We start from the raw sequence: 25,618 nt of genomic DNA on the forward strand, positions 1-25,618 counted from the left end.
CGCTGGATCAGCTCCGGAACCAGGCCGTCACGTCGGTCGGCACCGCGTCGCCGTCGAGCGGCGCGCTCGACACCAGCACCTGGGCGCCGGCCGGCAGCGGCGCCGGCTCGGCGCCGAAGTTGGTCAGCACGGTGAGGTCGCCGTTGGTGAACGTGAGCACCTCGTCGCCGGAGGTCAGGAACCGCAGCGGGCCCCGGGCCAGCGCGTGCTCGCGGCGCAGCCGCAGCGCGGTCCGGTACAGCTCGTACGTCGAGCCGGGCACGCCGCGCTGCCGGTCCAGCGCGTACTCGGCCCACGTCGACGGCTGGGGCAGCCAGCTCGCGTCGGTCGGCCCGAAGCCGTACGACGGGGCGTCGGCCTCCCACGGGATCGGCACCCGGCAGCCGTCCCGGCCGCGCTCGGTGTTTCCGCTGCGCTTCCAGGTCGGGTCCTGCCGGGCCTCGTCTGGCAGCGTGGTGTGCTCCGGCAGCCCGAGTTCCTCGCCCTGGTAGAGGTAGGCGGAGCCGGGCAGCGCGAGCATCAGCAGGCTGGCCGCCCGGGCCCGGCGCAGCCCCAGCGCGGCGTCCGGCTGCGGGTCGTCCACGCCGACGCCGTTGGCCCGGCCGCCGGCGGTGCCGAGCCCGAGCCGGGAGGCGTGCCGGACCACGTCGTGGTTGGACAGCACCCAGGTGGTCGGGGCGCCCACCGAGTCGGTGGCCTCCAGCGAGCGGGTGATCACCGCGTACTGGGCCGGGGCGGTCCAGGCGGCGAGCAGGTACTCGAAGTTGAACGCCTGGTGCATCTCGTCCGGGCGCACGTACCGGGCCAGCCGCTCGGCCGGCTCCACCCACGCCTCGGCGACGAGGATCCGCTCACCGGGGTACGAGTCGAGCACCCGCCGCCACTCCCGGTAGATCTCGTGCACGCCGTCCTGGTCCCACATCGGCGGGCGCGGCTTGTCCACCTCGCTGCCGGAGAGGATCTCCTGCGGCTCCTGCCAGTCGGCGAGGTCCGCCTGCTTGATCAGGCCGTGCGCCACGTCCACCCGGAAGCCGTCCACGCCCCGGTCCAGCCAGAAGCGCAGGACGTCGAGGAACTCCTCGCGTACCTCCGGGTTGTCCCAGTTGAGGTCGGGCTGGCCGGAGTCGAACAGGTGCAGGTACCACTGACCGTCGGGCAGCCGGGTCCAGGCGGGGCCACCGAACACGCTCACCCAGTCGTTCGGCGGCTCGGCGCCGTCCGGTCCCTTGCCGTCGCGGATGACGTAGCGCTGCCGCTCCGGGCTGCCCGGCGCGGCGGCGACCGCCGCGTCGAACCAGCGGTGCGCCGACGAGGTGTGGTTGGGCACCAGGTCGACGATCACCCGCAGCCCGCGGGCCTTCGCCTCGGCGATCAGCTTGTCGGCGTCGGCGAGCGTGCCGAACAGCGGGTCGACGTCGCGGTAGTCGGACACGTCGTACCCGGCGTCGGCCTGCGGGGACGGGTAGAACGGGGACAGCCAGACCGCGTCGACTCCCAGCTCGGCGAGGTGGTCGAGGCGGGACGTGATGCCCGGCAGGTCGCCGATACCGTCGCCGTCGGAGTCGGCGAACGAGCGCGGGTAGACCTGGTAGATGACCGCCTCGGTCCACCAGCCGGTGCCCGGGGCCTGCTGCGTCGCGTCGGTGTTCAGCGCCTTACTCCTGTCTGGGTGGTGCGGTGACGAGCGAGTTCGTTCAGTGTGCCCGGGGCGGCGCGGTCGATTCGCGCACCACCAGGCGAGTGGGCAGGATCACCGGGTGTGGTGTCCCGTCGTCGGTGCCGGCGCCGCGCGGCGCGGGCACCAGGCCGGGGTACGGCTCGCCGGCCCGTACGCCGAGCGGGTCGAGCAGGATCCGGGCGGCGAGCAGTCCCTGCTCGGCGGCGGGCTGGGCGATGGTGCTCAGGCCGAGCACGCCGGCCAGGTCGTGGTCGTCGATGCCGACCACGCTCACGTCCTGCGGCACCCGCAGCCCGGCGTCGCGCAGCGCCATGACCGCGCCCATCGCCATTTCGTCGCAGGCGGCGAAGATGGCTGTCGGCGGCTCGCCCCGGGCCAGCAACTCGGCCGTGGCCCGGGTGCCGCCGTCGATGGTGAACCGGGACTCGACGTCGAGGCTCGGGTCGGGCGTGACGCCCGCGGTCCGCAACGCCTCCTGGTAGCCGCGCCGCCGGTCCAGGTGGGTGGTAAAGGCCAGCTCGTCGTCCGGGTCACCGGAGATGTGCGCGATCCGGGTGTGGCCGAGGTCGAGCAGGTGGCGGGTGGCGGTCCGGGCGGCGGCCACGTCGTCGATCCGGACGCAGGGCCACCCGGGGACCCCGCTGCCGGAGCTGATCGTCACGCCCGGCAGGTCCAGCTCCGTCAGCTCGTGCACGTCGGCGGCGCGCAGCGGGGTGGCGACCAGGATGATCGCGTCCACGCGCTTGTGCAGGCTCGCGGTGCGCAGCACCCGCTGGCGGGTCTGCTCCCGGCCGCCGAGGTTGTAGAGCAGCAGGTCGTAGCCGCTCTGCTGGAGGAACTCCTCGACCGCCTCGACCACTGTGCCGAAGAACCACCTGGTGATCCGGGGCACCACCACCGCGACCGTCCCGGTCCGTCCGCCGGCCAGCCGGCTGGCGCTCGGCGACACCGCGTACTGGAGTTGTTCGGCGGCGGCGAGCACCCGGCGGCGGGTCGCGGCCGAGACCGTCGGCAGGCCCCGCAGCGCCCGGGAGACGGTGGCCGTGGAGACCCCGGCCAGACGGGCGACGTCGTCAATCCTGGTCATCGTGAGCTCCCCGCTGTGACCCGGGTCCCGCCGCCGGCCGTGCCGGCGGCGGGGCGCCGGATCAACCCTTGACGCTGCCGGCGAGCAGACCTCGCACGAAGAAGCGCTGGAGGGACAGGAACACGACCAGCGGTACGACGATCGACACGAACGCGCCGGCCGTCAGCCGCTGCCACTCGTTGCCCCGGGTGCCGGCCAGCTCCGCGAGCCGGACGGTCATCGGGGCGGTCTCGTCGCCGCCACCGGCGAAGATCAGCGCGACCAGCAGGTCGTTCCAGACCCAGAGGAACTGGAAGATGCCGAACGCCGCCAGCGCGGGCGTGATCAGCGGCAGCACGATGGTGCGGAAGATCTTCGGGTGGGTGGCCCCGTCGACCCGGGCCGCCTCCATCAGGTCGCCGGGGAGCTGCGAGATGAAGTTGTGCAGCAGGAACACGGCGAACGGAAGCGCGAAGCAGGTGTGCGCGAACCACACCTGGGCGAACTTCTGCTCGTCGACCAGGTCCCACGCGGGCATGATCTGCACGCCGGCGACCGTGACGCCGGTGGAGAAGAACCGCAGCAGCGGCACCAGGGCCATCTGCAACGGCACGATCTGGAGCGCGAAGATCCCGATGTAGACCCAGTCCCGCCCCTTGAAGTTCATCCACGCCAGCGCGTACGCGGCGAGCGACGCGAAGGCCAGCGGGAAGAGCACCGAGGGGATGGTGATCGCCAGCGAGTTGATGAAGTAGCTGGCCAGCTGCCCGGATGAGCCCCGGCTGAACAGCACCTCCTGGTAGTTCTCCAGCGTGATCTGCGGGTTGCTGAAGAACGTCCACCACCCGGTGGTCTTGATCTCGTTCTCCGGCCGGATCGAGGAGATGAACAGGCCGAAGGTCGGGATCGTCCAGAGCACCGCGATCACGATTGATACGAGCGTGGCGGTACGGCTGTTCAGGCGCTTGCGCACCCGGGCGCCCCGGGTGGTCGGCTCGGTGGCCTGGGCGCCGACTCCGACGGTGGGCGTGGCGGTGGTCATCTCAGCCCTCCCGCTGCTTGCGCAGGTTGCGGATCTGGTAGATCACGATCGGGATCACCAGGATGAACAGGAACACCGCCAGTGCCGAGCCCTGACCGTTCTCCTGGTAGCGGAACGCCTGGTTGTACATCTCGGTCGCGATCACGTTCGTGTCGTAGTTGCCGTTCGTGGCGGTCCGGACGATGTCGAAGACCTTGAGCGTCGCGATGGACAGCGTCACCACCACGACGATCAGCGCCGGCCGGATGCTCGGCATGGTGATCCGCCAGAACATCTGCCACGGGGTGGTGCCGTCCAGCCGGGCCGCCTCGACGATGTCGGCCGGGATGGCCTTGATCGCGGCGGAGAGCACCACCATCGCGAAACCGGCCTGGATCCACACCATGATCACGATGAGCAGGAACGTGTTGAGTGGCGAGTCCAGCAGCCACTGCTTCGGCTCGCCGCCCAGGCTCACCACGATCTGGTTGAGCAGGCCGATCTGGTCGCCCTCGCCCCGGTAGGCGTAGACGAACTTCCAGATGATGGAGGCACCGACGAACGAGATCGCCATCGGCAGGAAGATCAGGGACTTGGCCACCGCTTCGAACCGGGCCTTGTCCACCAGGACCGCGTAGATCAGGCCGAACCCGGTTGCCACCAGCGGCACCAGGAGCACCCAGATCAGCGTGTTGATCAGGACCCGGACGATCGAGTCCTCGGCGAACATCCAGCGGTAGTTGTCCAGGCCCACCCAGTCATTGCTGCCGGAGTCCATGAAGGAGAGCAGCGTGGTGCGGATGGCGGGGACCACCAGCCCGATGGCGAGCAGCAGCAGCGTCGGCAACAGGAAGAAGAACGCGAACGCGCCTTCGCCCTGCTTGCGCCGGCGGGGCAGCGGCGCGCCGCTGGCCGAGGCCGCGACCAGCTGTGCCTCCCGGCGCCGGGCGAAGAACGACGGCACCACGTCGAGGAGCAGGAGCAGCCCGCCCACCACCGCGACGAAGGCGATCAGCCCGTACATCAGCATGAGGAACTTCGGCTGCTCCGCCGCGAAGTCGAACTCCATCGACCCTCCCTCAAGGGTTCGGCTAGCAGAGGTGGCCCGGTCCGGGGGAACCGGACCGGGCCACCTGCTAGATCACTTCCAGCTGCCCTCGATGTCGTTCAGGACGGCGGTGGTGTCCTTGCCGTTGATCCAGGCCACCATGCCCTTCCAGAAGGTGCCGGCGCCGACCGCGGCCGGCATCAGGTCCGAGCCGTCGAAGCGGAAGACCGTCTTCTCGTCCTGGAGGATGCCCACGGAGAGCTTGTCCACCGGGTTCGGGACGTTGTTCAGGTCCAGCTTCTTGTTCGCGGAGACCCAGTCACCGATCTTGGCGCGGCTGTTGGCGTACTCGCCGGAGGCCAGGTAGGTCTGCACCGCCTGGACCTCGGGACGGTCGGCGAACGCGCCGACGAACTCGCCGCCGCCGAGCACCGGCTTGCCCTTCGACGGGTCGATGGCCGGGAAGTAGAACGCGAAGACGTCGCCGTCCTCGGCCACCTTGGTGCCCTGCGGCCACTGGTTGGCGTAGAAGGACGCCTGGCGGTGCAGCGCGCACTTGCCGGCGGTGATGGGCGTGCCGCCCTCCTGGAACGAGGTGGTGGCGATGCTCTTCACGCCGCCGAAGCCGCCGTTGACGTACTTCTCGTTCTTCAGGATGGTGCCGGCCCGGTTGAGCGCGTCGGCCACCTGCGGGTCGTTGAACGGGATCTCGTGGGTGGTCCACTTGTCGTAGACGTCCGGGCCGCCGGTACGCAGCAGCACGTCCTCGATCCAGTCGGTGGCCGGCCAGCCGGTGGCGTCACCGGACTCGATGCCGGCGCACCACGGCTTGGTGCCGCTGGCCGCGATCTGGTCGGAGAGCTTGATCATGTCGTCCCACGTGGTGGGGACCGTCCAGCCCTTCTCCTTGAAGGTCTTCGGCGAGTACCACACGAAGGACTTCACGTTCGAGCCGAGCGGGGCGCCGTAGAGCTGGCCGTTGACGGTGCTGTACTTCAGCCAGTCGGCGGAGTAGTTCTGCTCGGCCATCGCCTTGGTGTCGGCGCCGACCGGCTTGAGCTTGCCCGCGTCGACGAACCGCTTCAGCAGACCCGGCTGCGGAATGAAGGCGAGGTCGGGGGCGTTGCCGCCGTCCACCCGCACGGGCAGCTGGGCCTCGAACTCGCCGGAGCCCTCGTGGTCGATCTCGATTCCGGTGCAGTCCTCGAACTCCTTCCAGGACTGCTGGAGGCGCTCGTCCTCGATGTCACGGATCGAGGAGTAGATGGTCACCTTCTTGCCGTCGTGACCCTCGTACTTCTCATATGCGCCGCACTCGGCCGAGCCCGCGTTGCCGCTCTTCTTGTCGTTGCCGGTGCCGCAGGCGGCGACGCCGAGCGCCAGCCCCAGGACGCCGGCGACCGCGAGCGCCTGGCGCGATCTGGCAAACGCCATGCCGATCTCCTTCCTTGCCGGCGCGTGGGGGGATCGAACCCGCGCCGGTCCGATGGTCGTCCTCACATGTAAGCGCTTGCATCGTGTCGGGTCCACCCCTGGCCGGACACGGGCCGGTAACAATCCCGAAACCCTGACCAGCGGCGGTGGGTGCGCTCCCACGAATCTTCCCGGGAACGGAACTTTCTGTCAGGATGTCCGCATCACATTGAAGACTTTCAACATCGGAGGTAGTGGATGCGTAAGCGATGGCTCGCCCTCGGGGCGACCGCGGCGGTCCTGGCGGCGACCCTCGTGCCGGCCGCGCCGGCGATGGCCGCGCCGACCTTCAAGGTCCCGTTCCCGTGCAACCAGTCCTGGTCCGGTCAGACCCGGACCAACCACAGCCCGGCCAACGCGATCGACTTCAACCGCACCGACGACCTGGGCGACCCGGTGGTGGCCAGCGCGCCCGGCACCGTGGACGTGGTCACCAACCTCGGCGACACCAGCTACGGCAAGTACGTCCGGATCAATCACGGCGGCGGTCACACCACGTACTACGCCCACCTGAACGCCTTCAACGTCTCCGTCGGGCAGACCGTCGGCTACGGCCGGGTGATCGGCTACGTCGGCACGACCGGCGGCTCCACCGGCCCGCACCTGCACTACGAGCAGCGCATCGACGGCAGCTCCGTGAAGATCAAGTTCAACGGGGTTCAGGCGCTCTACTGGGGCACCAAGAACTACACCAGCGACAACGGCTGCGGCGGGACGAACACCGGCGAGGGCACCGTCAACACGGCCGGCTCCCCGCTGACGGTCCGCTCCGGCCCCGGCACCGGCTACAGCTCGGTCGGCACGGTGGCCGACGGGGCGAAGGTGACCATCCAGTGCCAGACCAGCGGCACCAGCGTCAGCGGCACGTACGGCACCAGCTCGATCTGGGACCGGATCGGCTCCGGCCGGTTCATCTCCGACGCCTACGTCTACACCGGGTACGACGGATACATCCCCGGCGTACCCCGCTGCTGAGCCCGGCGGGCGCGGGGGCGAGCGGCCCTCGCGCCCGTACCGGTCAGGAGTTCAGCCGCCACACGGCGAAGTTCAGCGCGGACGCGAACGTCACCCAGGCCCAGTACGGCAGCATGAGCAGCGTGGCCGGCCGGGAGACGCGCCGGAACAGGGCCACTGTCACAGCGATCGCCAGCCACATCAGCACGATCTCGGCGAACGCCAGCCCGTAGGCCCCGGCGCCGAAGAACAGCGGGGTCCAGATCGCGTTCAGCACGAGCTGGACGACCCAGGCCCAGAGCGCGGGACCGAACCCGGCACGGCGCCAGACCAGCCAGCCGGCGATCGCGATGAGCACGTAGAGCACGGTCCAGACCGGGCCGAACAGCCACGACGGCGGCGCCCAGTCGGGCTGCTCCAGGCCCTGGTACTCGGCGGAGGTGCCCTGGACGCCCAGCCCGCCGATGGCTGCGGCGGCGAAGGTGGCGGCGCCGAAGCCGAGCAGCGCCCACCACTTGCGGGCACCGGCCGTACGCCGGGTGACACTCTGCGACATCTCCATGGTCGAGATGTTTCCGCTCGACCGGCCCGGCAAACGCCGTCACGCCCCCGGACCCGGACGCGGAGAAGCCGGGGTCACCCGGCCCGGACGCTCCGGTCGGCAGGACGGAACGCCCGGGCCCCGGTGACCCCGGCGGATACGGAATCGCTGTTACGTGTTGAAGATGCTGACGCCACCCGGGCCGACCAGCAGGCCGACGACGATGAGGACGATGCCCCAGAGGATCTGCCGGCGGAACAGGGCGAGAATTCCGGCGACCACCAGTACGACTGCGAGAATCCAGAGAATCAGCTCCATGTCGGCTGAATACCCGTGCGCCCGATACCGGAAACCTCCCCCTCAGTCGAGCTGATCACCGCCCAGGTGGAAGACGCTGTACGCCTGTTTGATCACCGGGTGGGCCACGTTGCGGACCCGTACCCCGCCCGGTGTGGTGCCGCGCTCGGTCCCGTGGTGGGCGTGCCCGTGCAGCGCCAGCGCGGTGGGTGCGGAGTCGATCGCCTGGCCGAGCTGGTAGCAGCCGAGGAACGGGTAGATCTCCAGCGGCTCGCCGGCCAGCGTGTCCGGCACGGGGGAGTAGTGGGTGAGCGCGACGAGCGCGTCGCACTCCAGCGAGAGCAGCGCGTCGGCGAGCGCGTCGGCGCTCTCCCGGGTGGTCCGCACGAACGCCTTCATCTCCGGCTCGCCGAAGTCGCTGGCGCACCGTCCGGCGAACCCGCCGCCGAACCCCTTCACGCCGGCCACGCCGAGCCGCCCGCCGGGCGTGTCCACCACGACGCCCGTGCCCTCCAGCACCGTGATCCCGGCGTCCTCCAGCACCTTCACCACCTGCGGCACCTCGTCGCACTGGTGGTCGTGGTTGCCGAGCACGGTGATCACCGGTACGCCGAGGTCGCCGAACTCCCGGGCCACGCACCGCGCCTCGGCCTCGGTGCCGTGCCGCGTCAGGTCACCGGCGAGCAGCAGCACGTCGGCGCAGCCGGGCAGCTCCTCCAGCGCCGGGCGGAACCGGCCCACCACGTCCTCGTCCAGATGCACGTCGCCCACGGCGGCGATCCGGATCACCATCGAACCTCCCTCACGGCAACTCCTCGACCTGGGTGGGCGCCTGCGTACGGATCACCCCGATGTCGCTCGTCACGGGCGTGTCCGGGAAGCGCTCGGCCACCCGCCGCAGGATCTCCTCCCGCCGGTGCGGGCTCTCCACCTCGCCGTAGAGCACCAGCCCGTTCTCCCGCCGCACCACGGTGATGCCCTGCTCGGCCACGGTCGGGTCCTCGGCCAGCATGCTCTGGATCTCCGCCTCGACGTACTCGTCGGGGGGAACGTCGCCGGACAGGCCGGTCACAGGGTCTCCCTTCCGCCGGGCGCGCCGCCGGGCAGCACGTCCAGCCGGTCGAGCAGCACCAGGAACGCCTCCGCGTACGGCGAGTGCTGCGTCTCCTTCCGTACCCGTTCCCAGTCGATCTGTTCCCGCAGCGAACGGGCCAGCGGCAGGGCGCGGGCGAAGTCGCAGTAGTGCTGGGAGAAGCTGAGCAGCTTGTGCACCATGAGCTGGCTGGCCGAGAGCACCGGCATGTGGATCGCGTCGACCGGGCGCACGATCGTGTCGGCGAACGTCTCCGCGGTGACCGGTGTCTCCACCGGCCGGTGGATCAGGTCCACCATCCGGTCCTCGTCGTAGACCTTGACCAGCCAGTCCTCCGGCGGGCGCTCGGCCGTGAAGCCGGCCTCGACCAGCGCCTCCAGCGCCCGGTCGACGTCCGCCTCGCGGAGCAGGAAGTCCACGTCGTGATCGCTGGAGTGGCCGCCGTGCGCGTACACCGCGAAGCTGCCACCGAGCGCGAACGGGATCTCGGACTGCTTGAGCACGGCGGCGACCTTCTTCAACGTGTGCACCAGGGTCTCGTCCCCGCGCTCGGCCATCTGCGGCTCCCTCGTCGTCATATGTGCGGTGGGACCACGATGCGTACCCGGCGGACGCTCCGGTCACACCTGTTGTGGCGCGATCGGCCCGTCAGGGCAGGAAGGCGACATACGGGCTCGTGTGAGCATCGGTCGGATAACCTCGGGAGGGTGGCCAGCTCACTGCGGACGCGGCGGGGCAGGGCCCGACTGCGCACCGTCGCCCTGATCGGCATCGACGGCTCAGGTAAGACCACCCAGGCCCACCGGCTCGCCCAGGCGCTCACCGCCGCCGGCCGTCCCGCCACGTACCACCGCAACGCCGGTGGCCGCCGCTGGCTCGGCCGCGTCGCCCAGCGGGTCGGCCGTCCGGACGCGCAGCGGCTCGTCGGGCGCGACGGCCTGCTCGTGGTCGAGTCGGTGCTGCGGTGGCTGGCCATCGCGCTCGCGCTGCTCAGCTGCCTGGTGACCGGCCGGACGGCGGTGATGGACAGGTGGTCCGCCTGCCAGTACGCCAGCATCCGGGCGCACGGCGGGCAGCGGTGGGAGCGGCTGGCCCGGGCCGGGTACCGGATCTTCCCGGCGCCCCGGGTGACGTTCCTGCTCACCGTCGACCCCGCCGAGGCGTACCGCCGGATCGAGCGGCGCGGCACCGACCACGAGACGATGGAGTGGCTGACCGCCGCGGCCGCCGCCTACCGAGGGCTGCCGGAGTACGCCGGCTTCGTGGTGGTGGACGGCAACGGCCCGCCGGAGGAGGTGGCCCGCCGGATCCGGGCGCACCTGAGCGAGTGGCTGCCCGACGACCCGTCCGCCGGTCCCGGCCCGGCTCCGGCCGGCCCGCGACGCCCGGCCGGTGGCGCCGGGCGGGACGGGCCGGTGCCGGTTCAGGCCCGCCCGTAGACCGGGATGCTCGCGCCGCTGGTGGGCGCGGACTCGGGGGAGGCCAGAAAGCGGATCACCTCGGCGATCTCGGCCGGCGGCACCCAGCGCCCGTGGTCGGCGTCGGGCTGCGCGGCGCGGTTGGCCGGGGTGTCGATGACGCTCGGCAGCACCGTGTTGCACCGCACTCCGCGCTGCCGGTACTCGACCGCCACCGTTTCGGCGAACGCCCGCACCGCGGCCTTGGCGGTGGCGTAGCCGGAGGCGCCGGGGAACGGCGAGACCGCCGCCCGGGCCGAGACGCAGACCACCGCGCCGTCGCCGGACGCCATGAGGTGCGGCAGCGCCGCGTGGGTGACCAGGTACGTCGGGCGCAGGTTGAGCCGCAGCATCTGCTCGAAGTCGTCGACCGGGGTCTCGTGCACCAGACCGCCGGCCGCGTACCCGCCGACGAGGTTGACCACCGCGCGCAGCGGCGCGGCCGGCTCGGCGGTCGCCGCCTCGACCGCCCGCGCGGCCCCCTCGGCCGTCAGCAGGTCGGCCACGACCCGGACCGGGCCGTCGTCCGTCCCGGCCTCCCGCCGGGGTACGACCACCCGCCAGCCGGCGTCGAGGAAGGCGGCGGTGACCGCGCCGCCGAGCCCACCCGTGCCTCCGGTCACCAGCACCGTGCGTTCCGTCATGGACACACGCTAGCCAACCGCCCCGCCGGCGGGGCGGTGGGCCGTCCGGCCCGTCGGGTCGAGGCCGACCAGGCAGGCCCCGCCGCGCGACGGTGGACCGGCACGTCGGGCGGCAGGAGTGACTCGACCGGAGCGGATGAGGCGGTAGGGCTGCGACAATGGGATCCTTGGCTCGGGCGGGCCCGGAAGACAGTAAATTTCCCGATACGCGGTGTCATGGTTGACGCTCACGCCTCGTGAAAGTAAGTTTCATCCGTGGCGAAGAGTCCGAAGATTTCTGCGAGTCACGAGCACGGTGGACTGATCGTCCACATCAGCGGCCTGCTGCCCTCGCTGTCCCCGGCCGAACAGCGGGTGGCCCGGCTGGTCGTCGCCGATCCGGCGGACGCGGCCCGGCGTACGATCACCGACCTCGCCACCGCCGCCGAGACGTCCGAGGCGACAGTGATCCGCTTCTGCCGCTCGGTCGGCATGGACGGCTACCCCCAGCTGCGGATCCGGCTCGCCGCCGAGGCCGCCCGCCGGGTCGAGCCGCCGGACGCGCGCGTGGTCGGCGGCGACATCCCGCCGGGCGCCGACCTCGCCCAGATCATCGCCACGATCGCGTTCAACGACGCCCGGGCCGTGGAGGAGACCGCCGAGCAGCTCGACCCGGCGGTCTGCGAGCAGGTGGTCGAGGCGATCGGCGCGGCCGGCCGGATCGACGTCTACGGCGCGGGCGCCAGCGGCTTCGTCGCCTCCGACTTCCAGCAGAAGCTGCACCGCATCGGCCGCATCGCGTTCTACTTCCCGGACGTGCACACCGCGCTCACCTCCGCCGCCCTTCTGGGCCGCGGTGACGTGGCGGTCGGCATCTCGCACACCGGCACCACGTCCGACGTCATCGAGGTGCTGGAGCAGGCGCGGGCGCGCGGCGCCACCACCGTGGCACTGACCAACTTCCCGCGCTCGCCGATCACCGAGGTCGCGGACCACGTGCTCACCACGGCCGCCCGGGAGACGACATACCGCTCCGGCGCGACGGCCAGCCGGCTCGCCCAGCTCACAGTGGTCGACTGCCTCTTCGTCGGGGTGGCCGCCCGCAGCCGGGCCCGGACCAAGAAGGCCCTGGAGGCCACCGCCCAGGCGGTCCAGTCGCACCGGGTCGGTCCCGGGCGGAGGCGGGGATGACGGCGGGCCGGGCGGAGCGCGACGGCGTGGCGGCGGTACGACCGGTGGTGCGCGTCGGCGCGCCCACCGAGCGGCGCAACCCGCACAGCCTCGACCTCGACCTGATGTCCACCCGGGACGTGCTCACCGTGATCAACGAAGCGGACCGGCGGGTGCCGGCCGCGGTCGCCGCGGTGCTGGACGAGATCGCCGAGACAGTCGACCTGGCCGTGGCCGCGCTGCGCGACGGGCACCGCGTGCACTACTTCGGCGCCGGCACCTCCGGTCGCCTCGGCGTGCTCGACGCGGCCGAGCTGGCGCCCACGTTCAACTCGCCCCGGCACTGGTTCTGCTCGCACCTCGCAGGCGGCCCGGACGCCATGTGGCGCGCCGTCGAGGACGCCGAGGACGACGAGCGCGCCGGCGCCGCCGAGGCCGCCGAGTGTGTACGCCCCGGCGACCTCGTGGTGGGCCTGGCGGCCAGCGGGCGCACCCCGTACGTCCTCGGGGCGCTCGCCGCGTCCCGGGCGCAGGGTGCCGGTACCGTGCTGCTCTGCGCGAATCCGGAGGCCGAGGCCGCCGCGTCGGTGGACGTCTTCATCGGGGTGGACACCGGACCGGAGGTGGTCACCGGGTCGACCCGGATGAAGGCCGGCACGGCGCAGAAGCTGGTGCTCAACACGTTCTCCACGGCCGTGATGGTGCGTCTGGGACGGGTCTACTCGAATCTGATGATCGACATGGTGGCCACCAACGCCAAACTGCGCGGCCGCATGATCTCGATCCTGATGGAGGCCACCGGCTGCGCCGAGGAGGTGTGCCGGGTCGCCCTGCGGGAGGCCGACGGCGACCTCAAGACCGCGCTCGTCGCGCTGGTCTCCGGCGCCGAGGTGCCGGCCGCCAGGGCCGCGCTGGCCCGCTCCGCCCATCAGGTACGCGGCGCGCTCGAACTGCTCGCCTCCTGAGGGTTCCGGCCCTCCGTCCCGCCCGATCCACCCGCCCGGCGCATCCGCCCGGCGGGTGCGACGCGTATCACGTGCAGGGAGGGGACGACTCCTCCCGCCCGGATTGTTCAACGAGGCGGAGGGTAATCCTTGAGCATGGCTGAACCGACCGGTCCGCAGACGCGTATCTCGCAGTGACCAGGATCGCAACGACTCGGTGACGCGGCTCGCTGTGTTCATGGAACAGGCAATGGTGCCATTCCATGGGCGAACGGCGATTTCGCAGCTCCGGTGTGCGCCGAGAACGGTGCCCGCGAGCCGCCCGAACCGGGCCGGTAACAGGAAACATGGACCGGGCTCTCAGCTACTACTCAGGCATTCGTGACAGTTTCGACTCACGACATGGAATCCCCGACGCGTCACATCTGTTGTGTAGGTGTCAGCACCTACGGGCACAGCGGAGGTTACGGGGAGGGCTGATGAACGTGGGGATGGCAAGGAACCGGGCAACCGGCGCGAGCGAGGGGACCGTGGCAATCGTGGACAAGAACATCGGCATGCGTACCGACGAGGTCGCCGAGGAGCGGGACCTGGTCGGCGTCTACCTGCACGAGATCTCCCGGACGCCGCTGCTCGACGCCGCCCGGGAGGTCGACCTCTCCAAGGCGATCGAGGCGGGCCTCTACGCCGAGCACCTGCTCGACGAGGATCGGATCCCCGACGGCGTCGACCGGGAGGACCTGGAGCGGCTGGTCGTCGAGGGTGAGCGCGCGAAGGACCTGTTCATCCGCGCGAACCTGCGACTGGTCGTGTCGATCGCCCGGCGCTACGTGCGCTCCGGCATGCCCATGCTGGACCTGATCCAGGAGGGCAACACCGGCCTGGTCCGGGCGGTCGAGAAGTTCGACTACGAGCGGGGCTTCAAGTTCTCCACCTACGCGACCTGGTGGATCCGCCAGGCCATCAGCCGGGCGATCGCCCAGCAGGAGCGGACCGTACGGCTGCCCGTGCACCTGGTCGAGGACGTCAACCGGATGCGCAACGTGGCCCGGCAGCTCACCCGTGAGCTGGGCGGCGACCCGGAGCCGGAGCAGATCGCGACCGCGCTCGGCGTGACCGTCGAGCGGGTCAACGAGCTGGTCCGCTGGTCGCAGGACACCGTCTCGCTGGACACCCCGGTGGGCGACGACGGCGACACCAACCTCGGTGACCTGGTCGCCGACAGTGACGCGCCCTCGCCGGAGGAGATCGTGCTCACCGGTCTGGAGCGGCAGCGGATCGAGGGTCTGCTCAACCACCTCGACGACCGTTCCGCCGGCATCATGCGGGCCCGGTACGGCCTGGAGGACGGGCGTGAGCACTCGCTGACCGAGGTCGCGTCGCGGTTCTCGCTGTCCCGCGAGCGCATCCGCCAGCTGGAGATCCAGGCCCTCGGGCGGCTGCGTGAGCTGGCTCGCGCGGAAGGGCTCCAGGCGGCCTGACCTGGTAACAATGAACGGCGAACGGCCGGCGTCCGACAGGGGGACGCCGGCCGTTCGCCGTCTTCGCCGTGCTCAGACCCGGCCGTAGCCGGCGATCGACATGATGTTCATGCCGCGCTTGCTGACGTTGCGTCCGGCGCTGGGCGCGTCGATGATCTGGCCGTTGCCGACGTAGAGCGCCACGTGCCCGAGCCCGGAGTAGAACACCAGGTCACCCGGCTGCAGCTCGCTGCGGCTGATCCGCGTGGTGGCGTGCCACTGCCGTGCCGCGCTGTGCGGCAGCGACTTCCCGGCCGCCCGCCACGCGGCGAGCGTCAGACCGGAGCAGTCGTAGCTGCCGGGACCGTCCTGGGCGTAGCCGTAGGGCTTGCCGACCGCGCCGTAGGCGTACCGCACCGCCACTCCGGCGTCGCCGGAGACGGCCGGGGGCTTGCCCGCCGAACTGGGGTTGCCGGGCGCCTCGTTGGCCCGCCCGTACGCCTTGCGCCGCATCTCGTAGAGGTCGGACAGGTCCGCCTCGATCCGCGTCTTCGCGGACTTGAGCTGCTTGGCCTGTGCCGCCTCCCGGGCGAGCGTGACGTCCAGCGCGGTCTTCTGGTCGATCAGCCGCTGCTGGTCGGCCGTGAAGCTGTTGATGGTGCGCTGCCGCTGGCGGGTGAGCTGGTCGAGCGTGCCCAGCCGCTCCGGCAGCGTGGCCTGGCCGCCCGGGTCCAGCAGGGCCGCCGCGGTGCGCATGCCACCGGTCTTGTACGCCGTCGCGGCCAGCACGCCCACGTCGGCGCGGCTGCGTTCGGCCTGTTCCTGAAGCGGCCCGATCCGGGCCTCCAACTTGGCCGCGGTGGCCTTGTTGGCCTTGATGTCCTCGTTGAGCTTGTTGTAGGACTCGACGATTCGCTCCAGCTCAGTCGAGGACTTCTCGATCTGCTTCGTCAGCTCGGCGGGGGTGGGCTCGGCCCGGGCCACCTGCGCCGGGACGAGCAGCGCGGCCGAGAGGCCGGCCACCGCCAGCGAGCGGAGCAGCATCCGTAAGGACGACAAGAGCGGAAAGCTCCTCTCCCACCGGTCGCCGGGCGCGTTCGCGACCCGGCGACACCGGCCCGGGGCCGTCCGAGTGGACGGCTGTCGACCGGGCCGACCTGGACAACCTAACCCGTGATCGCAGTAGCCGGGAGTTCAAGCAGGGGCGAAAGTTGGCAAAGTGGCGGAAAGTGACGAGGGGGAGCCGGTGGGTGGATGAGGTGACTCGCCCGATTCGTCGTTCTGGGCGGATGTCGCCAGGCAACGCCAGGCAAAGTCATGACAAAGGCGGAAATCGTTCTCTGTTTCCGGCGGGCACGGCCGGGCCGTCGACCCCCGCGACCCCCGAAACCCCGAGGTCAGGTGGCGCGAGGCAAACACAATGGAGCCCGGACGGGAAATCCCACCACGGGATCCCTGCTCCCGGGAGGCCGCCGTGCAGACCGACCGCTCCGCCACCCAGCCGCCCCGCTCGCCGCGACCGGCCGCACCCAGGCTGCTCTACGCCCGGCCCGGCATCGTCGTCACCGCCGAGAGCTTCACCGTCGGCCGCAACAGCTGGCCGGTCGCCGAGATCACCCAGCTCCGGACCGACCGTGGGCCGCACGACCGGCTCGCGATCCGGGCCGTCGCCGTGTCCGCCGCGATGATCGCCGCGGTCGGCCTGCTGATCGGCTTCACCGGCGGCCTGCACCGGCTCACCGCCGGGGCGTACCTCATGCTCGGCGCGGTCGGGCTGGTGCCGCTGCTGCTCGTGCTGATCGGCGACCGCGTGCGGCCCCCGGCGCACGAACTGTGGGGGCGGGTGCGGGGCACCGAGGTGCTGCTGTTCAGCAGCGACGACGAGCGGCAGTTCGGCCAGGTCGCCCGCGCCCTGGCGCGGGCCCGGGAGGCGGCGCGCCTGGGCGGCTGGGCCGACCCGCCGGCGGCCGAGCCGTGGCGGCCGGCCCGGTGAGCGGCGGTCAGCCGGCGACCGGCTCGGGCGTACGCGGACGGCTCTCGGCGGCCACCCAGTGGCTCACCCGCCGCTCGGCGTAGAACGAGACGAACGGCACGGTGCCGGCGAGCATCACCAGCAGCATCCGCTTCAGCGGCCAGTTCGCCCGGCGGGACAGGTCGAACGTGAGCGCCAGATAGAGCATGTACAGCCAGCCGTGCGCCACGCCGACCACGGCCACCACGCTCGGGTTGTCGAAGCCGTACTTCAGCGGCATGCCGATCAGGACCAGCACCACGAGCGCCACGCCCACGATCCAGGCGATCACGCGGTACCGGGTAAAGGCTCCGCCCACCGTCGTCCGTCCTTCCGCACCGGCCTCAGCCGGGATAGTCGCCGGGCCGGGCGCCCGGATTGGCGTTCAACCAGGATAGGTAGCTGTTGTACGCGGCCAGCTCGGCGTCGTCCGCCCCGTCGGCCGGTGCGGCCGGCACCCGCACGACGCGCACCGGACGGCGTACCGCCGGGGTGGCGGGGACGGTCACCGACGGCGCGGCACCGGCCGACGGCGCGGTGTCCTCCGCCGCGGCCGGGTCGGCGGCGCGCAGCGTCTGACGGACCTCACGCCACCAGACGAAGATCACGAAACCGGCGAACACCGGCCACTCGATCGCGTAACCGAAGCTGATCGCGTTCCCCCCGGCGGCGCGGGTGACCTGCCACCAGCCCATGCCGAGGCAACCCGCCACCAGCACGACCATGGCCACGTGGCGGACGATCCACGCCGGTGTCCAGAGCCGATTCATGCCAACGAGAGTACCGGGGCCGCCGGGCGTCTCCGACGCGGCGTCGTAGTCCGGGCGGGGTTTGGTGGCACGCCCACGGGGCATCCGGACAGGTGCCAGCCCGAACGAGACGAGGGGGCGACGATGACCGAATCGGTACGCCGGGACGCGAGCCCGGAACAGCGGGTCGCGGAGTGGGACGGCGACCACGCCCGAACCGTCGACGCCGACGGCGAGCAGCTCGGGGTGGACCCCGCGGAGCTGGGTGACGAGGACCTGGTCCGGGAGATGCAGAGCCTGCACCGCACCCGGCTGGACACGCTGCGCCACGCCACCGACTCGGCGCTCGCCAACCACCTGCGGCGCACCGCCGAACTGGAGACGGAGTACCTGGCCCGGCACCCCGGCCGGGAGGTCGACCCGAGCCGGCTGCGGGACGCCTGATGGCCAGCCACGCCGAGCGCGGCATGTCCGCGCCGCCGGAGGTGGTGTTCAACACCGCGACCGATCCGGACCGCTCCTCGGCCTGGCTGCCCGAGCGGCTGCGCAACTCCGGCACCTGCCGCGTGGAGGTCGTCGACGCCGACGACATGCGAGCCCGGTGGAGCGCGGCGGACTGGTCCGCCGAGATCGACGTGGAGCCGGCCGGCGCGGGCGGCGCCCGGGTGCGGCTGGATCTGGCCGGGCCGGACCACGACCTGGCCGACGAGATCCTGGCCAACCTCGACCGCGAGGTGGCCGACAACCTGACCGCCGGTTGAGCCCGGCCCGCACGACGAGCACGAGGAGGCCGGGTTGACCGGGAGTGGCCTGAAGCAGAAGGTGGCGCGCCTGCGCCAGGCGTACGCGCCGCACGAGCATCGGCCGCTGGAGGGCTACCTGAAGGCGATGGGCACGTACGCCGGTGTGACAGCCGCGCTCGTCGGCCTGGTCCGGGCGACCGGCCGGCCGGTGCCCGAGCGGCCCACGCCCGCGGACGTGGTGCTGCTCTCGATCGCCACGCACAAGCTCAGCCGGCTGCTGTCCAAGGACGCGATCACCAGCCCGCTGCGGGCGCCGTTCACCCGCTACGACCACCCGATCGGCAGCGGCGAGGTGATGGAGCAGGTCCGCGACGAGGGCAGCCCGACCCGGCACGCGCTCGGCGAGCTGGTCAGCTGCCCGTTCTGCCTGGCGGTCTGGGTGGCCACCGGGCTCACCGGCGGCCTGGTGCTGGCGCCCCGGCTGACCCGGCTGGTCGCCACCGCGCTGACCGCGGTGGCCGCCTCCGACTTCCTCCAGATGGGGTACGCGGTCGCCCAGCAGGCGGCCGAGGGCGGGCGCCACGAGGACTGAACCACTGACACGAAGAGGGCCGGCGCGCGCGCCGGCCCTCTTCTTCGCGTACGCCCACCGTCAGGTGGGGGTGGTGCCGTGGTCCTCGCCGGCCCAGCCGCGCGACGCCTCCGGCTCCCGCTCCTCCTCGTCCTCCCCGGTGACGATGTCCCGGTCCACAGCGGTGCGGTCGTGCTCGTTGGCGAAGTCCGGCTCCGGCAGCGTGTCGACGCCCTCCGGGGGCTGGCCGAGCGCCGCCAGGTGCTCGTGGTCGGGGTTGCGATCGGTCATGTCGCGTCCTCTCCGTCTTCCGGGGGTCAGGCGACCGTGCCGCCCAGCAGATCGGCCGCCTCGTCCGCCGCGTACTCGCCCTGGGGGAGCGCGGCGATCCGGGTGAGCAGCTCCGCGGGGAGTTCCGCGGCGACCGCCCGGCGGTAGATGTCCGCCTGGGTGATCCGCTCCTGGCCGTGGTAGAGGTCGTCGAGCAGGTCGTCGAGCGGCCTGGTGTCCGGCTGCTCGGTCACGGGCGCGTCATCGGTCACGCCGACCACCTACCCGGCACCGAACCGGTCAAACTCGCCCCAACCCCGCTCAGGCCGGCGCCGGGAGCGTGGCCCGGCGGGCCCGGACGGCCTGGGCCAGGTGCTCCAGCACCTCGGCGGTGTCGTCCCAGCCGATGCAGGCGTCGGTGACCGACTGGCCGTACGCCAGCTCCCGGGTCGGGTCCAGGTCCTGCCGGCCCGGCACCAGGAAGCTCTCCAGCATGATGCCGACGATCCCGCGCTGACCGGCGGCGAGCTGCGCGGCCACGTCGGCGGCCACGAGCGGCTGGTTGCGGTGGTCCTTGCCGCTGTTGGCGTGGCTGGCGTCGACCACCACCCGCTCCGGCAGGCCCGCCGCCCGCAGCAGCTCCAGCGCCCCGGCCACCGACTCCGCGTCGTAGTTCGGGCGGCCGCCCCCGCCGCGCAGCACCAGGTGCCCGTCGGCGTTGCCCCGGGTGTGCATGATCGCCGGGGTGCCGGAGACGTCGATGCCGGGGAAGACGTGCGGCACCCCGGCGGCCCGGATCGCGTCCACGGCGGTGGCGATGCTGCCGTCCGGGCGGTTCTTCATGCCGATCGGCATGGACAGCCCGGAGGCGAGCTGCCGGTGCACCTGGCTCTCCACCGTCCGCGCGCCGATCGCGCCCCAGGCCACCGTGTCCGCGATGTACTGCGGGGTGATCGGGTCGAGGAACTCGCAGCCCACCGGCAGGCCCAGCCGCAGCACGTCGAGCAGGAGCGCCCGCGCGGTACGCAGGCCCGTGTTCACGTCGCCGGAGCCGTCCAGCGCCGGGTCGTTGATCAGGCCCTTCCAGCCCACCGTCGAGCGCGGCTTCTCGAAGTAGACACGCATCACCACGAGCAGGTCGTCGGCGACCCGGGCGGCGGCCTCGCGCAGCCGGCCCGCGTACTCCAGGGCGGCGGCCGGGTCGTGCACGGAGCAGGGGCCGACGACGACGAGCAACCGGTCGTCGGCGCGGTCCAGCACTTGGCCGACGGCACGGCGGCCCGCCACGACGGCCTCGGCCAGCGGGGTGTCGAGCGGCAGGTGGTGGTGCAGCAGGGCCGGGGTGGTCAGCGGCACCACACGGTCGATGCGCTGGTCGATGACCCGATGGGCGTCCTGGGACGTGGTCACGGTGGGGATTCCTTCCGCCGACCGTGCCCCCGTGCCGGGTCCGGGGGATCGAGCCGGCTGCTCGCATACGAAAGGGCAGGGAAAAGAATCCCTGCCCGGCCGGCTCGAAGAGGTAAGTGACGTCAGCTCATGGTCGAGTCACCGGCTCCTCCAGCCGGCTGCCTAAACCATCGATACGACCGCGTCACGTCGGCCAGCGTACCCGACGCGGGTCGGAAGTCCCGCTGTCGTTCCGAAGTGCGGAACGCGGGGTATGTGATCGTCATGACCACGAGCCACGACCCCAGTGACCAGGAACGGATCGAATCCCGGGCGCACCTGCTGCCGGAGGAGGCGGCGGCGGGCAGCGACGACGCCCAGGCGCAGGCCGACGCGATCCTCACCGAGTCCGACATCCGCGAGGCGGACCAGAACGCCGCCCCCGACACGGTGCTGGAGCACCGCACCTCCGAGCAGACCGTCACCCCCGTCGAGCCGCCCGACTGACCGCGGCGCCCCGCGCCCGGCGGGAACCCCGGTAACTGTCGTCCCGCAGCCGGGCCAGCGGGCCGGTCAGACGCAACCCCGGCGGCACGTTGCCGATCGGGTCGAACGCGAGCGCGGCGTCCTCGGCGGCGCCGCGCTCGTCGTCGAGGCGTACCTCGCCGAACGGCCGCCACCGGCCCACCGCCGAGGCCACCGCCAGCACCAGCCGGGGCTCGTCGGCCGCGACCGCCGCGCCCGCCTCGGCCACTCCGCGACCCAGGTCGGGTGACTCCGGGTCGGCCAGCACGGCCAGGAACAGCCGCCGCCCGCCGGCCCGGAACGGCATGATCGACGAGTACGTCCCGGTGAAGCGCCGCCGGGGCAGCGGCAGGTTCCGCAGCACCGGCGCGGCGCCGCTGGAACTCCACAGCAAGTCCACCGGCGGCTCCGGGTCACGGTGCAGCCGTACCGCCACGCCCAGCACGTCCGGCCAGCCGCCCGGCGTCGGCACGCCCTTGGACAGGCGGATCGTGGCCGGCCACCGGCCGGGCAGGTCGAGCAGCGGCACGCCCGTCGGCGGCCCCGGCGTACCCCAGATCCGGGCCTCGCCGGCGAACGTGCGCCCGGCCGGGTGCAGCAGCCGGGCGTGCCGGAGCCGGGCCAGCGCGGCGGCGGCGCGCTCGACGGCGGAGGGTGTGGTGGCGTTCATGCCCGCACGGGTACCCCGGCGCACACCGACGATGCTCCGGCGCGCGTGTCACCTTTCCGCCTCCGAGATCGGATAGCGTCGTCTCATGCCCGACAGCGGTTTCCCCTGGCCGATCGAGACGACCCGACTGGACAACGGCCTGCGCGTGGTGGTGAGCGAGGACCGCACCGCCCCGGCCGTGGCGGTCAACCTCTGGTACGACGTGGGCTCACGCCACGAGCCGGCGGGACAGACCGGCTTCGCCCACCTCTTCGAGCACCTCATGTTCGAGGGTTCGGTGAACGTGGCGAAGACCGAGCACATGAAGCTGATCCAGGGCGCGGGCGGCTCGCTCAACGCGACGACCAACCCGGACCGGACAAACTACTTCGAGACGGTCCCGGCCGAGCACCTGGAACTCGCGCTCTGGCTGGAGGCCGACCGGATGGGCGGTCTGGTACCGGCGCTGACCCAGCAGACGCTGGACAACCAGCGCGACGTGGTGAAGAACGAGCGCCGGCAGCGCTACGAGAACGTGCCGTACGGCGACGCGTGGCTGCGGCTGCTGCCGCTGCTCTACCCGCCCGGCCATCCGTACCACCACGCGACGATCGGGTCGATGGCCGACCTGAACGCCGCCGACCTGGCCACCTTCCAGGCGTTCCACAGCACGTACTACGCGCCGAACAACGCGGTCCTCACAGTGGTCGGCGACACAGAAGCGGCGGAGGTGTTCGCGCTCGCCGACAAGTACTTCGGCGGCCTCGACGCGCGCGCCGACATCCCGGCCGCGCCGGACGGCCGCACGGTGCCGGCCACCGGCCGCCCGGCGGTGGAGACGGTCACCGCCGACGTGCCCGCCCCCCGCGTCTACGTCGCGCACCGCACCCACCCGTTCGGCACCGAGGGGTACGACGTGACGACGGTGCTGGCCACCGTGCTCGGCAGCGGCCGGGGCAGCCGCCTCTACCAGCGGCTCGCCGACGGTGAGCGGATCGCCCAGCCGGACCTGGTCGGCGCGTACGGGGTGGATCTGGCGCACGCGCCCGCCCCGCTGATCGCCACCGCCACGGCCCGCCCCGGGGTGAGCGCCGAGCGGCTGCGCGACGGGCTGGCCGAGGTGGTCGACGAGCTGGCCACAGTGCCGGTGACCGCGGCCGAACTGGACCGGGCCAAGGCGTTGCTGAGCACCATGTGGTGGCGGCAGATGTCCACGGTGGACGGGCGGGCGGACACGCTCGGCCGGTACGCCACCCAGTTCGGCGACCCGGCCCGCGCGGCCGACCGGCTGCCGGCCTGGCTCGCGGTGACCGCGGAGCAGATCGCCGAGCAGGCCGCCGAGCTGCTCGGCGCCGCCGACCGGGTGATCCTGACCTACCTGCCCGAGGAGAACTGATGTCGCTGATCGCCACCCGTCCCGGCCCCGGCGCCGCCCGCGCCTACCGGTTCCCGCAGGTGGTCCGGCGGACGGCGGCCGGCGGCCAGGTGGTCGCCGCGCACCTGCCCGGGCAGAACCTCGCCGTCGCGTTGCTGCTGCTCGACGGCGGCGCGGGCCGGGAGCCGGTCGGCAAGGAGGGCCTCGGCGCGGTGCTGGCCAAGGCGCTGGAGGAGGGCACCGCGCAGCGGGACGCCACCGCGTACGCGCTGGCCATCGAGGCGCTCGGCACCGAGCTGGCGACCGGGCTCGACTGGGACTCGTTCCAGGTGAGCGTGCAGGTGCCGGTGGACCGGCTGACCGCCGCCGTGGAGCTGCTGGCCGAGGCGGTCCGTACGCCCCGGCTCGACCCGGCCGACGTGCTGCGCGTCCGCGACGACGAGGCCACGGCGCTGCGGATGGACTGGGCCAACCCCGGGCCGCGTGCCGACGCGGTGCTGCGGGCCGAGCTGTTCGGCGCGCAGCACCGGTGGGGCCGCCCGCTCTACGGCGACCCGGACAGTGTGGCCGCGCTGGAGGTGGACGACGTCACCGTCTTCCACTCGGAGTGGTTCATCCGCCCCGGCACGCTCGTCGTCGCCGGTGACCTGGAGCGGATCGACCTGGACGCGCTCGCCGCGACGGCGTTCGCCGGCGCCGGCGGGGGCCCGGCGGAACGCGGCGGCCCGATCGACGTGCCGCTGGCCGGGCAGCGGCGGATCATCCTGGTCGACCGACCCGGCTCGGTGCAGTCCACGCTGCGGCTCGGCCACCCGTCCCCGCACCGGGCCCACCCCGACCACGTGCCGATGACGCTCGCTGGGACCGTGCTCGGCGGCGCGTTCACGTCCCGGCTCAACCACCTGATCCGGGAGGTGCGCGGCTACACGTACGGGATCCGGGGGGACTTCGCCTCGTCCCGGCGGTTCGGCCGGTTCGCCGTCAGCTCCGGCGTGCAGACCGCGGTGACCGCGCCGGCGCTCGTCGAGTCGGTGGGCGAGATCTCCCGTACCCAGCTCACCGGGGTGAGCGAGGAGGAGCTGGAGGTGGCGCGTTCCTGGCGGGCCGGGCAGCTCTCGGTCGAGTTGCAGAGCCCGCGGGCCATCGCCGCGGCCCTGAGCACGCTGGTCGTGCACGACCTGCCGGACGACTACCACGCACGGCTGCGGGAGCAACTGCTCGCGGCGACAGTCGAGGACGTCTCCGCCGCGGCCGCGACCTACCTGCACCCCGAGTCGCTGACGATGGTGATCGAGGGGGACGCGGCGGTCATCCGGGACGAGCTGGTCGCCAGCGGTCTCGGCGAGGTGGCCGACCACACGTGACCGGGCGGGGCGGCGGTCCTGTGATTCCCGTCGCCCCGCATCCGCGCGGTGGGAAACGTTTCCCACCCGCACCGCCCGGCTGGGTAGCCTCGCGGGCATGAGGATCGGCATTGTGGGAGCCACCGGTCAGGTCGGTGGCGTCATGCGGCAGGTGCTGGCGGAGCGCGAGTTCCCGGCGGAGCAGGTGCGCCTGTTCGCCTCGGCCCGGTCGGCCGGGCGCACGCTGCCCTGGCGCGACGGCGAGGTCACCGTGGAGGACGCGGCCACCGCGGACTACCGCGGCCTGGACATCGTGCTCTTCTCGGCGGGCAAGGGCACCGCGAAGGAGCTGGCTCCCCGGGTCGCCGAGGCCGGGGCCGTGGTGATCGACAACTCCTCGGCGTTCCGGATGGACCCGCAGGTGCCGCTGGTGGTGGCCGAGGTGAACCCGCACGCGATCGCGGACCGCCCGAAGGGCATCGTGGCCAACCCGAACTGCACCACGATGGCCGCCATGCCGGTGCTGCGCCCGCTGCACGACGAGGCCGGACTGGTCAGCCTCGTCGTCGCCACCTACCAGGCGGTCTCCGGCGCCGGCCTGGCCGGGGTGGCGGAACTGGACGAGCAGGTCCGCAAGGTGGCCGGGGACGCCGCCGGGCTCGCCTTCGACGGCCGGGCGGTGGAGTTCCCGGCGCCGCGCTCGTTCGCCCGCCCGATCGCCTTCAACGTGCTCCCGCTCGCCGGTTCGATCGTCGACGACGGCTCCGACGAGACCGACGAGGAGCAGAAGCTGCGCAACGAGAGCCGCAAGATCCTGGAGATCCCCGGGCTGAAGGTCTCCGGCACGTGCGTGCGGGTGCCGGTCTTCACCGGCCACTCGTTGCAGATCAACGCCCGGTTCGCCCGCCCGATCGACCCGGCCCGGGCCCGTGAGCTGCTCGACGGCGCGCCCGGCGTGGCGCTGCGCGACGTGCCGACGCCGCTGGAGGCGGCCGGCCAGGACCCGACGTACGTGGGCCGGATCCGCGCCGACGAGACCGTCGAGCACGGGCTCGCGCTGTTCTGTGCCAACGACAACCTGCGCAAGGGCGCGGCGCTGAACGCCGTGCAGCTAGCCGAGCTGGTCGCCGCCGAGCGCTGACCCCGCGGGCGTCCGTGCCGGACCACC

The 25,618-nt window shown here is 72.4% G+C and carries 30 protein-coding genes and 1 pseudogene; 13 read left to right on the forward strand and 18 right to left on the reverse strand.

The genetic code is table 11. From position 1 onward, the window contains the following. Window positions 1-7: 7 nt before the first annotated feature. The 5 genes from F8279_RS03535 to F8279_RS03555 form a co-directional block, all read right to left on the reverse strand. Entirely contained in the window at window positions 8-1,651 is a 1,644-nt protein-coding gene (locus F8279_RS03535) for an alpha-amylase family glycosyl hydrolase (protein WP_151499062.1), read from the reverse strand. 43 nt (window positions 1,652-1,694) lie between these two features. Then, on the reverse strand, window positions 1,695-2,765 hold the full coding sequence (locus F8279_RS03540; RefSeq protein ID WP_091422890.1) for a LacI family DNA-binding transcriptional regulator: 1,071 nt from the start codon (window positions 2,763-2,765) through the stop codon (window positions 1,695-1,697). A 61-nt stretch (window positions 2,766-2,826) separates the two neighbouring features. Beyond that, window positions 2,827-3,786, reverse strand: a complete 960-nt coding sequence (locus tag F8279_RS03545) for a carbohydrate ABC transporter permease (protein WP_091422894.1) — start codon at window positions 3,784-3,786, stop codon at window positions 2,827-2,829. 1 nt (window position 3,787) lies between these two features. Further along, window positions 3,788-4,834, reverse strand: a complete 1,047-nt coding sequence (locus F8279_RS03550; RefSeq protein WP_091422897.1) for a carbohydrate ABC transporter permease — start codon at window positions 4,832-4,834, stop codon at window positions 3,788-3,790. A 72-nt stretch (window positions 4,835-4,906) separates the two neighbouring features. Beyond that, window positions 4,907-6,247 (reverse strand): ABC transporter substrate-binding protein, encoded by a 1,341-nt coding sequence (locus F8279_RS03555; protein ID WP_091422902.1) that lies wholly within the window; start codon window positions 6,245-6,247, stop codon window positions 4,907-4,909. Window positions 6,248-6,484: 237 nt separating this feature from the next. Between F8279_RS03555 and F8279_RS03560 the strand changes: the two genes are divergently transcribed. Further along, entirely contained in the window at window positions 6,485-7,261 is a 777-nt protein-coding gene (locus F8279_RS03560) for a M23 family metallopeptidase (protein WP_091422905.1), read from the forward strand. A 43-nt stretch (window positions 7,262-7,304) separates the two neighbouring features. Here F8279_RS03560 and F8279_RS03565 read toward each other — a convergent pair whose 3' ends face one another. From F8279_RS03565 to F8279_RS03580, 5 genes and pseudogenes are all read right to left on the reverse strand, one after another. Next, window positions 7,305-7,802, reverse strand: coding sequence for a TspO/MBR family protein (locus F8279_RS03565; RefSeq protein ID WP_091422908.1), 498 nt, complete (start codon window positions 7,800-7,802; stop codon window positions 7,305-7,307). A gap of 150 nt (window positions 7,803-7,952) precedes the next feature. After that, window positions 7,953-8,099 carry a GPGG-motif small membrane protein gene (locus F8279_RS30165; RefSeq protein ID WP_013288160.1) on the reverse strand — a complete coding sequence of 49 codons (147 nt, stop codon included), beginning with the start codon at window positions 8,097-8,099 and terminating at the stop codon, window positions 7,953-7,955. Next, a pseudogene (locus F8279_RS03570) lies at window positions 8,090-8,870 on the reverse strand (metallophosphoesterase). The gene F8279_RS30165 and the pseudogene F8279_RS03570 overlap by 10 nt, the downstream one beginning before the upstream one ends. A gap of 10 nt (window positions 8,871-8,880) precedes the next feature. Continuing rightward, window positions 8,881-9,090, reverse strand: coding sequence for a hypothetical protein (locus F8279_RS03575; protein ID WP_225853111.1), 210 nt, complete (start codon window positions 9,088-9,090; stop codon window positions 8,881-8,883). Window positions 9,091-9,146: 56 nt separating this feature from the next. Continuing rightward, the gene (locus F8279_RS03580; protein ID WP_091422918.1) at window positions 9,147-9,728 is read right to left on the reverse strand and encodes a nucleotidyltransferase; all 582 of its coding nucleotides are present in this window, start codon (window positions 9,726-9,728) and stop codon (window positions 9,147-9,149) included. Window positions 9,729-9,878: 150 nt separating this feature from the next. Between F8279_RS03580 and F8279_RS03585 the strand changes: the two genes are divergently transcribed. Then, the gene (locus F8279_RS03585; protein WP_151499063.1) at window positions 9,879-10,610 is read left to right on the forward strand and encodes a dTMP kinase; all 732 of its coding nucleotides are present in this window, start codon (window positions 9,879-9,881) and stop codon (window positions 10,608-10,610) included. Here the strand turns inward: F8279_RS03585 and F8279_RS03590 are convergent. Next, on the reverse strand, window positions 10,595-11,272 hold the full coding sequence (locus F8279_RS03590) for an SDR family NAD(P)-dependent oxidoreductase (RefSeq protein ID WP_151499064.1): 678 nt from the start codon (window positions 11,270-11,272) through the stop codon (window positions 10,595-10,597). The genes F8279_RS03585 and F8279_RS03590 overlap by 16 nt on opposite strands. A gap of 255 nt (window positions 11,273-11,527) precedes the next feature. On the opposite strand from F8279_RS03590, the gene F8279_RS03595 reads away from it, so the two are divergent. From F8279_RS03595 to F8279_RS03605, 3 genes are all read left to right on the forward strand, one after another. Beyond that, window positions 11,528-12,442 (forward strand): MurR/RpiR family transcriptional regulator, encoded by a 915-nt coding sequence (locus F8279_RS03595; protein WP_091422927.1) that lies wholly within the window; start codon window positions 11,528-11,530, stop codon window positions 12,440-12,442. After that, entirely contained in the window at window positions 12,439-13,386 is a 948-nt protein-coding gene (murQ, locus tag F8279_RS03600) for an N-acetylmuramic acid 6-phosphate etherase (protein ID WP_091422931.1), read from the forward strand. The genes F8279_RS03595 and murQ overlap by 4 nt, the downstream gene beginning before the upstream one ends. 470 nt (window positions 13,387-13,856) lie before the next feature. Beyond that, window positions 13,857-14,846 (forward strand): RNA polymerase sigma factor RpoD/SigA, encoded by a 990-nt coding sequence (locus tag F8279_RS03605; protein ID WP_030271317.1) that lies wholly within the window; start codon window positions 13,857-13,859, stop codon window positions 14,844-14,846. Between the two features lie 72 nt (window positions 14,847-14,918). Here the strand turns inward: F8279_RS03605 and F8279_RS03610 are convergent, their stop codons facing one another. Further along, the gene (locus tag F8279_RS03610) at window positions 14,919-15,884 is read right to left on the reverse strand and encodes a C40 family peptidase (RefSeq protein ID WP_151499065.1); all 966 of its coding nucleotides are present in this window, start codon (window positions 15,882-15,884) and stop codon (window positions 14,919-14,921) included. 415 nt (window positions 15,885-16,299) lie between these two features. Here F8279_RS03610 and F8279_RS03615 point away from each other — a divergent pair, with 415 nt between their 5' ends. Beyond that, a complete protein-coding gene (locus F8279_RS03615) occupies window positions 16,300-16,818 on the forward strand; it encodes a DUF6232 family protein (protein ID WP_151499066.1) in 519 nt (172 codons plus the stop codon). 7 nt (window positions 16,819-16,825) lie between these two features. On the opposite strand, the gene F8279_RS03620 is transcribed toward F8279_RS03615, so the two are convergent. After that, on the reverse strand, window positions 16,826-17,155 hold the full coding sequence (locus F8279_RS03620) for a DUF3817 domain-containing protein (protein WP_091422941.1): 330 nt from the start codon (window positions 17,153-17,155) through the stop codon (window positions 16,826-16,828). A 25-nt stretch (window positions 17,156-17,180) separates the two neighbouring features. Continuing rightward, complete coding sequence (locus F8279_RS03625; RefSeq protein WP_175438776.1) at window positions 17,181-17,606, reverse strand: hypothetical protein; 426 nt, start codon at window positions 17,604-17,606, stop codon at window positions 17,181-17,183. A 123-nt stretch (window positions 17,607-17,729) separates the two neighbouring features. Between F8279_RS03625 and F8279_RS03630 the strand changes: the two genes are divergently transcribed. From F8279_RS03630 to F8279_RS03640, 3 genes are read left to right on the forward strand one after another with little or no spacing between them, the layout of a single operon-like run. Further along, entirely contained in the window at window positions 17,730-18,029 is a 300-nt protein-coding gene (locus F8279_RS03630; protein WP_091422947.1) for a DUF6158 family protein, read from the forward strand. Next, a complete protein-coding gene (locus F8279_RS03635) occupies window positions 18,029-18,346 on the forward strand; it encodes an SRPBCC family protein (RefSeq protein WP_030502250.1) in 318 nt (105 codons plus the stop codon). The genes F8279_RS03630 and F8279_RS03635 overlap by 1 nt, the downstream gene beginning before the upstream one ends. Before the next feature lie 34 nt (window positions 18,347-18,380). After that, window positions 18,381-18,920: a DUF1360 domain-containing protein gene (locus tag F8279_RS03640; RefSeq protein WP_091422949.1), complete on the forward strand. Its 540-nt coding sequence runs from the start codon at window positions 18,381-18,383 to the stop codon at window positions 18,918-18,920. A gap of 60 nt (window positions 18,921-18,980) precedes the next feature. On the opposite strand, the gene F8279_RS03645 is transcribed toward F8279_RS03640, so the two are convergent. The 3 genes from F8279_RS03645 to F8279_RS03655 are packed head-to-tail and all read right to left on the reverse strand — an operon-like array spanning window position 18,981 to window position 20,588. Then, entirely contained in the window at window positions 18,981-19,190 is a 210-nt protein-coding gene (locus F8279_RS03645) for a hypothetical protein (protein WP_091422953.1), read from the reverse strand. A 26-nt stretch (window positions 19,191-19,216) separates the two neighbouring features. After that, the gene (locus tag F8279_RS03650; RefSeq protein WP_091423321.1) at window positions 19,217-19,441 is read right to left on the reverse strand and encodes a hypothetical protein; all 225 of its coding nucleotides are present in this window, start codon (window positions 19,439-19,441) and stop codon (window positions 19,217-19,219) included. A 49-nt stretch (window positions 19,442-19,490) separates the two neighbouring features. Beyond that, window positions 19,491-20,588: a 3-deoxy-7-phosphoheptulonate synthase gene (locus F8279_RS03655; protein WP_151499067.1), complete on the reverse strand. Its 1,098-nt coding sequence runs from the start codon at window positions 20,586-20,588 to the stop codon at window positions 19,491-19,493. A gap of 255 nt (window positions 20,589-20,843) precedes the next feature. Here F8279_RS03655 and F8279_RS03660 point away from each other — a divergent pair, with 255 nt between their 5' ends. Next, entirely contained in the window at window positions 20,844-21,065 is a 222-nt protein-coding gene (locus F8279_RS03660) for a hypothetical protein (RefSeq protein ID WP_091423325.1), read from the forward strand. Here F8279_RS03660 and F8279_RS03665 read toward each other — a convergent pair. After that, window positions 21,040-21,753 (reverse strand): phosphodiesterase, encoded by a 714-nt coding sequence (locus F8279_RS03665; RefSeq protein ID WP_151499068.1) that lies wholly within the window; start codon window positions 21,751-21,753, stop codon window positions 21,040-21,042. The genes F8279_RS03660 and F8279_RS03665 overlap by 26 nt on opposite strands. 85 nt (window positions 21,754-21,838) lie before the next feature. Between F8279_RS03665 and F8279_RS03670 the strand changes: the two genes are divergently transcribed. From F8279_RS03670 to F8279_RS03680, 3 genes are all read left to right on the forward strand, one after another. Next, window positions 21,839-23,128, forward strand: coding sequence for a pitrilysin family protein (locus tag F8279_RS03670; protein ID WP_091422964.1), 1,290 nt, complete (start codon window positions 21,839-21,841; stop codon window positions 23,126-23,128). After that, entirely contained in the window at window positions 23,128-24,471 is a 1,344-nt protein-coding gene (locus F8279_RS03675; RefSeq protein ID WP_151499069.1) for a pitrilysin family protein, read from the forward strand. The genes F8279_RS03670 and F8279_RS03675 overlap by 1 nt, the downstream gene beginning before the upstream one ends. 97 nt (window positions 24,472-24,568) lie before the next feature. Beyond that, on the forward strand, window positions 24,569-25,591 hold the full coding sequence (locus F8279_RS03680; protein ID WP_091422968.1) for an aspartate-semialdehyde dehydrogenase: 1,023 nt from the start codon (window positions 24,569-24,571) through the stop codon (window positions 25,589-25,591). The last annotated feature ends 27 nt before the right edge of the window (window positions 25,592-25,618 follow it).

Origin of the sequence: Micromonospora sp. AMSO1212t, from assembly GCF_008868145.1 — a bacterium.
In the GTDB taxonomy this organism is placed as follows: Bacteria; Actinomycetota; Actinomycetes; order Mycobacteriales; family Micromonosporaceae; genus Micromonospora; species Micromonospora tulbaghiae.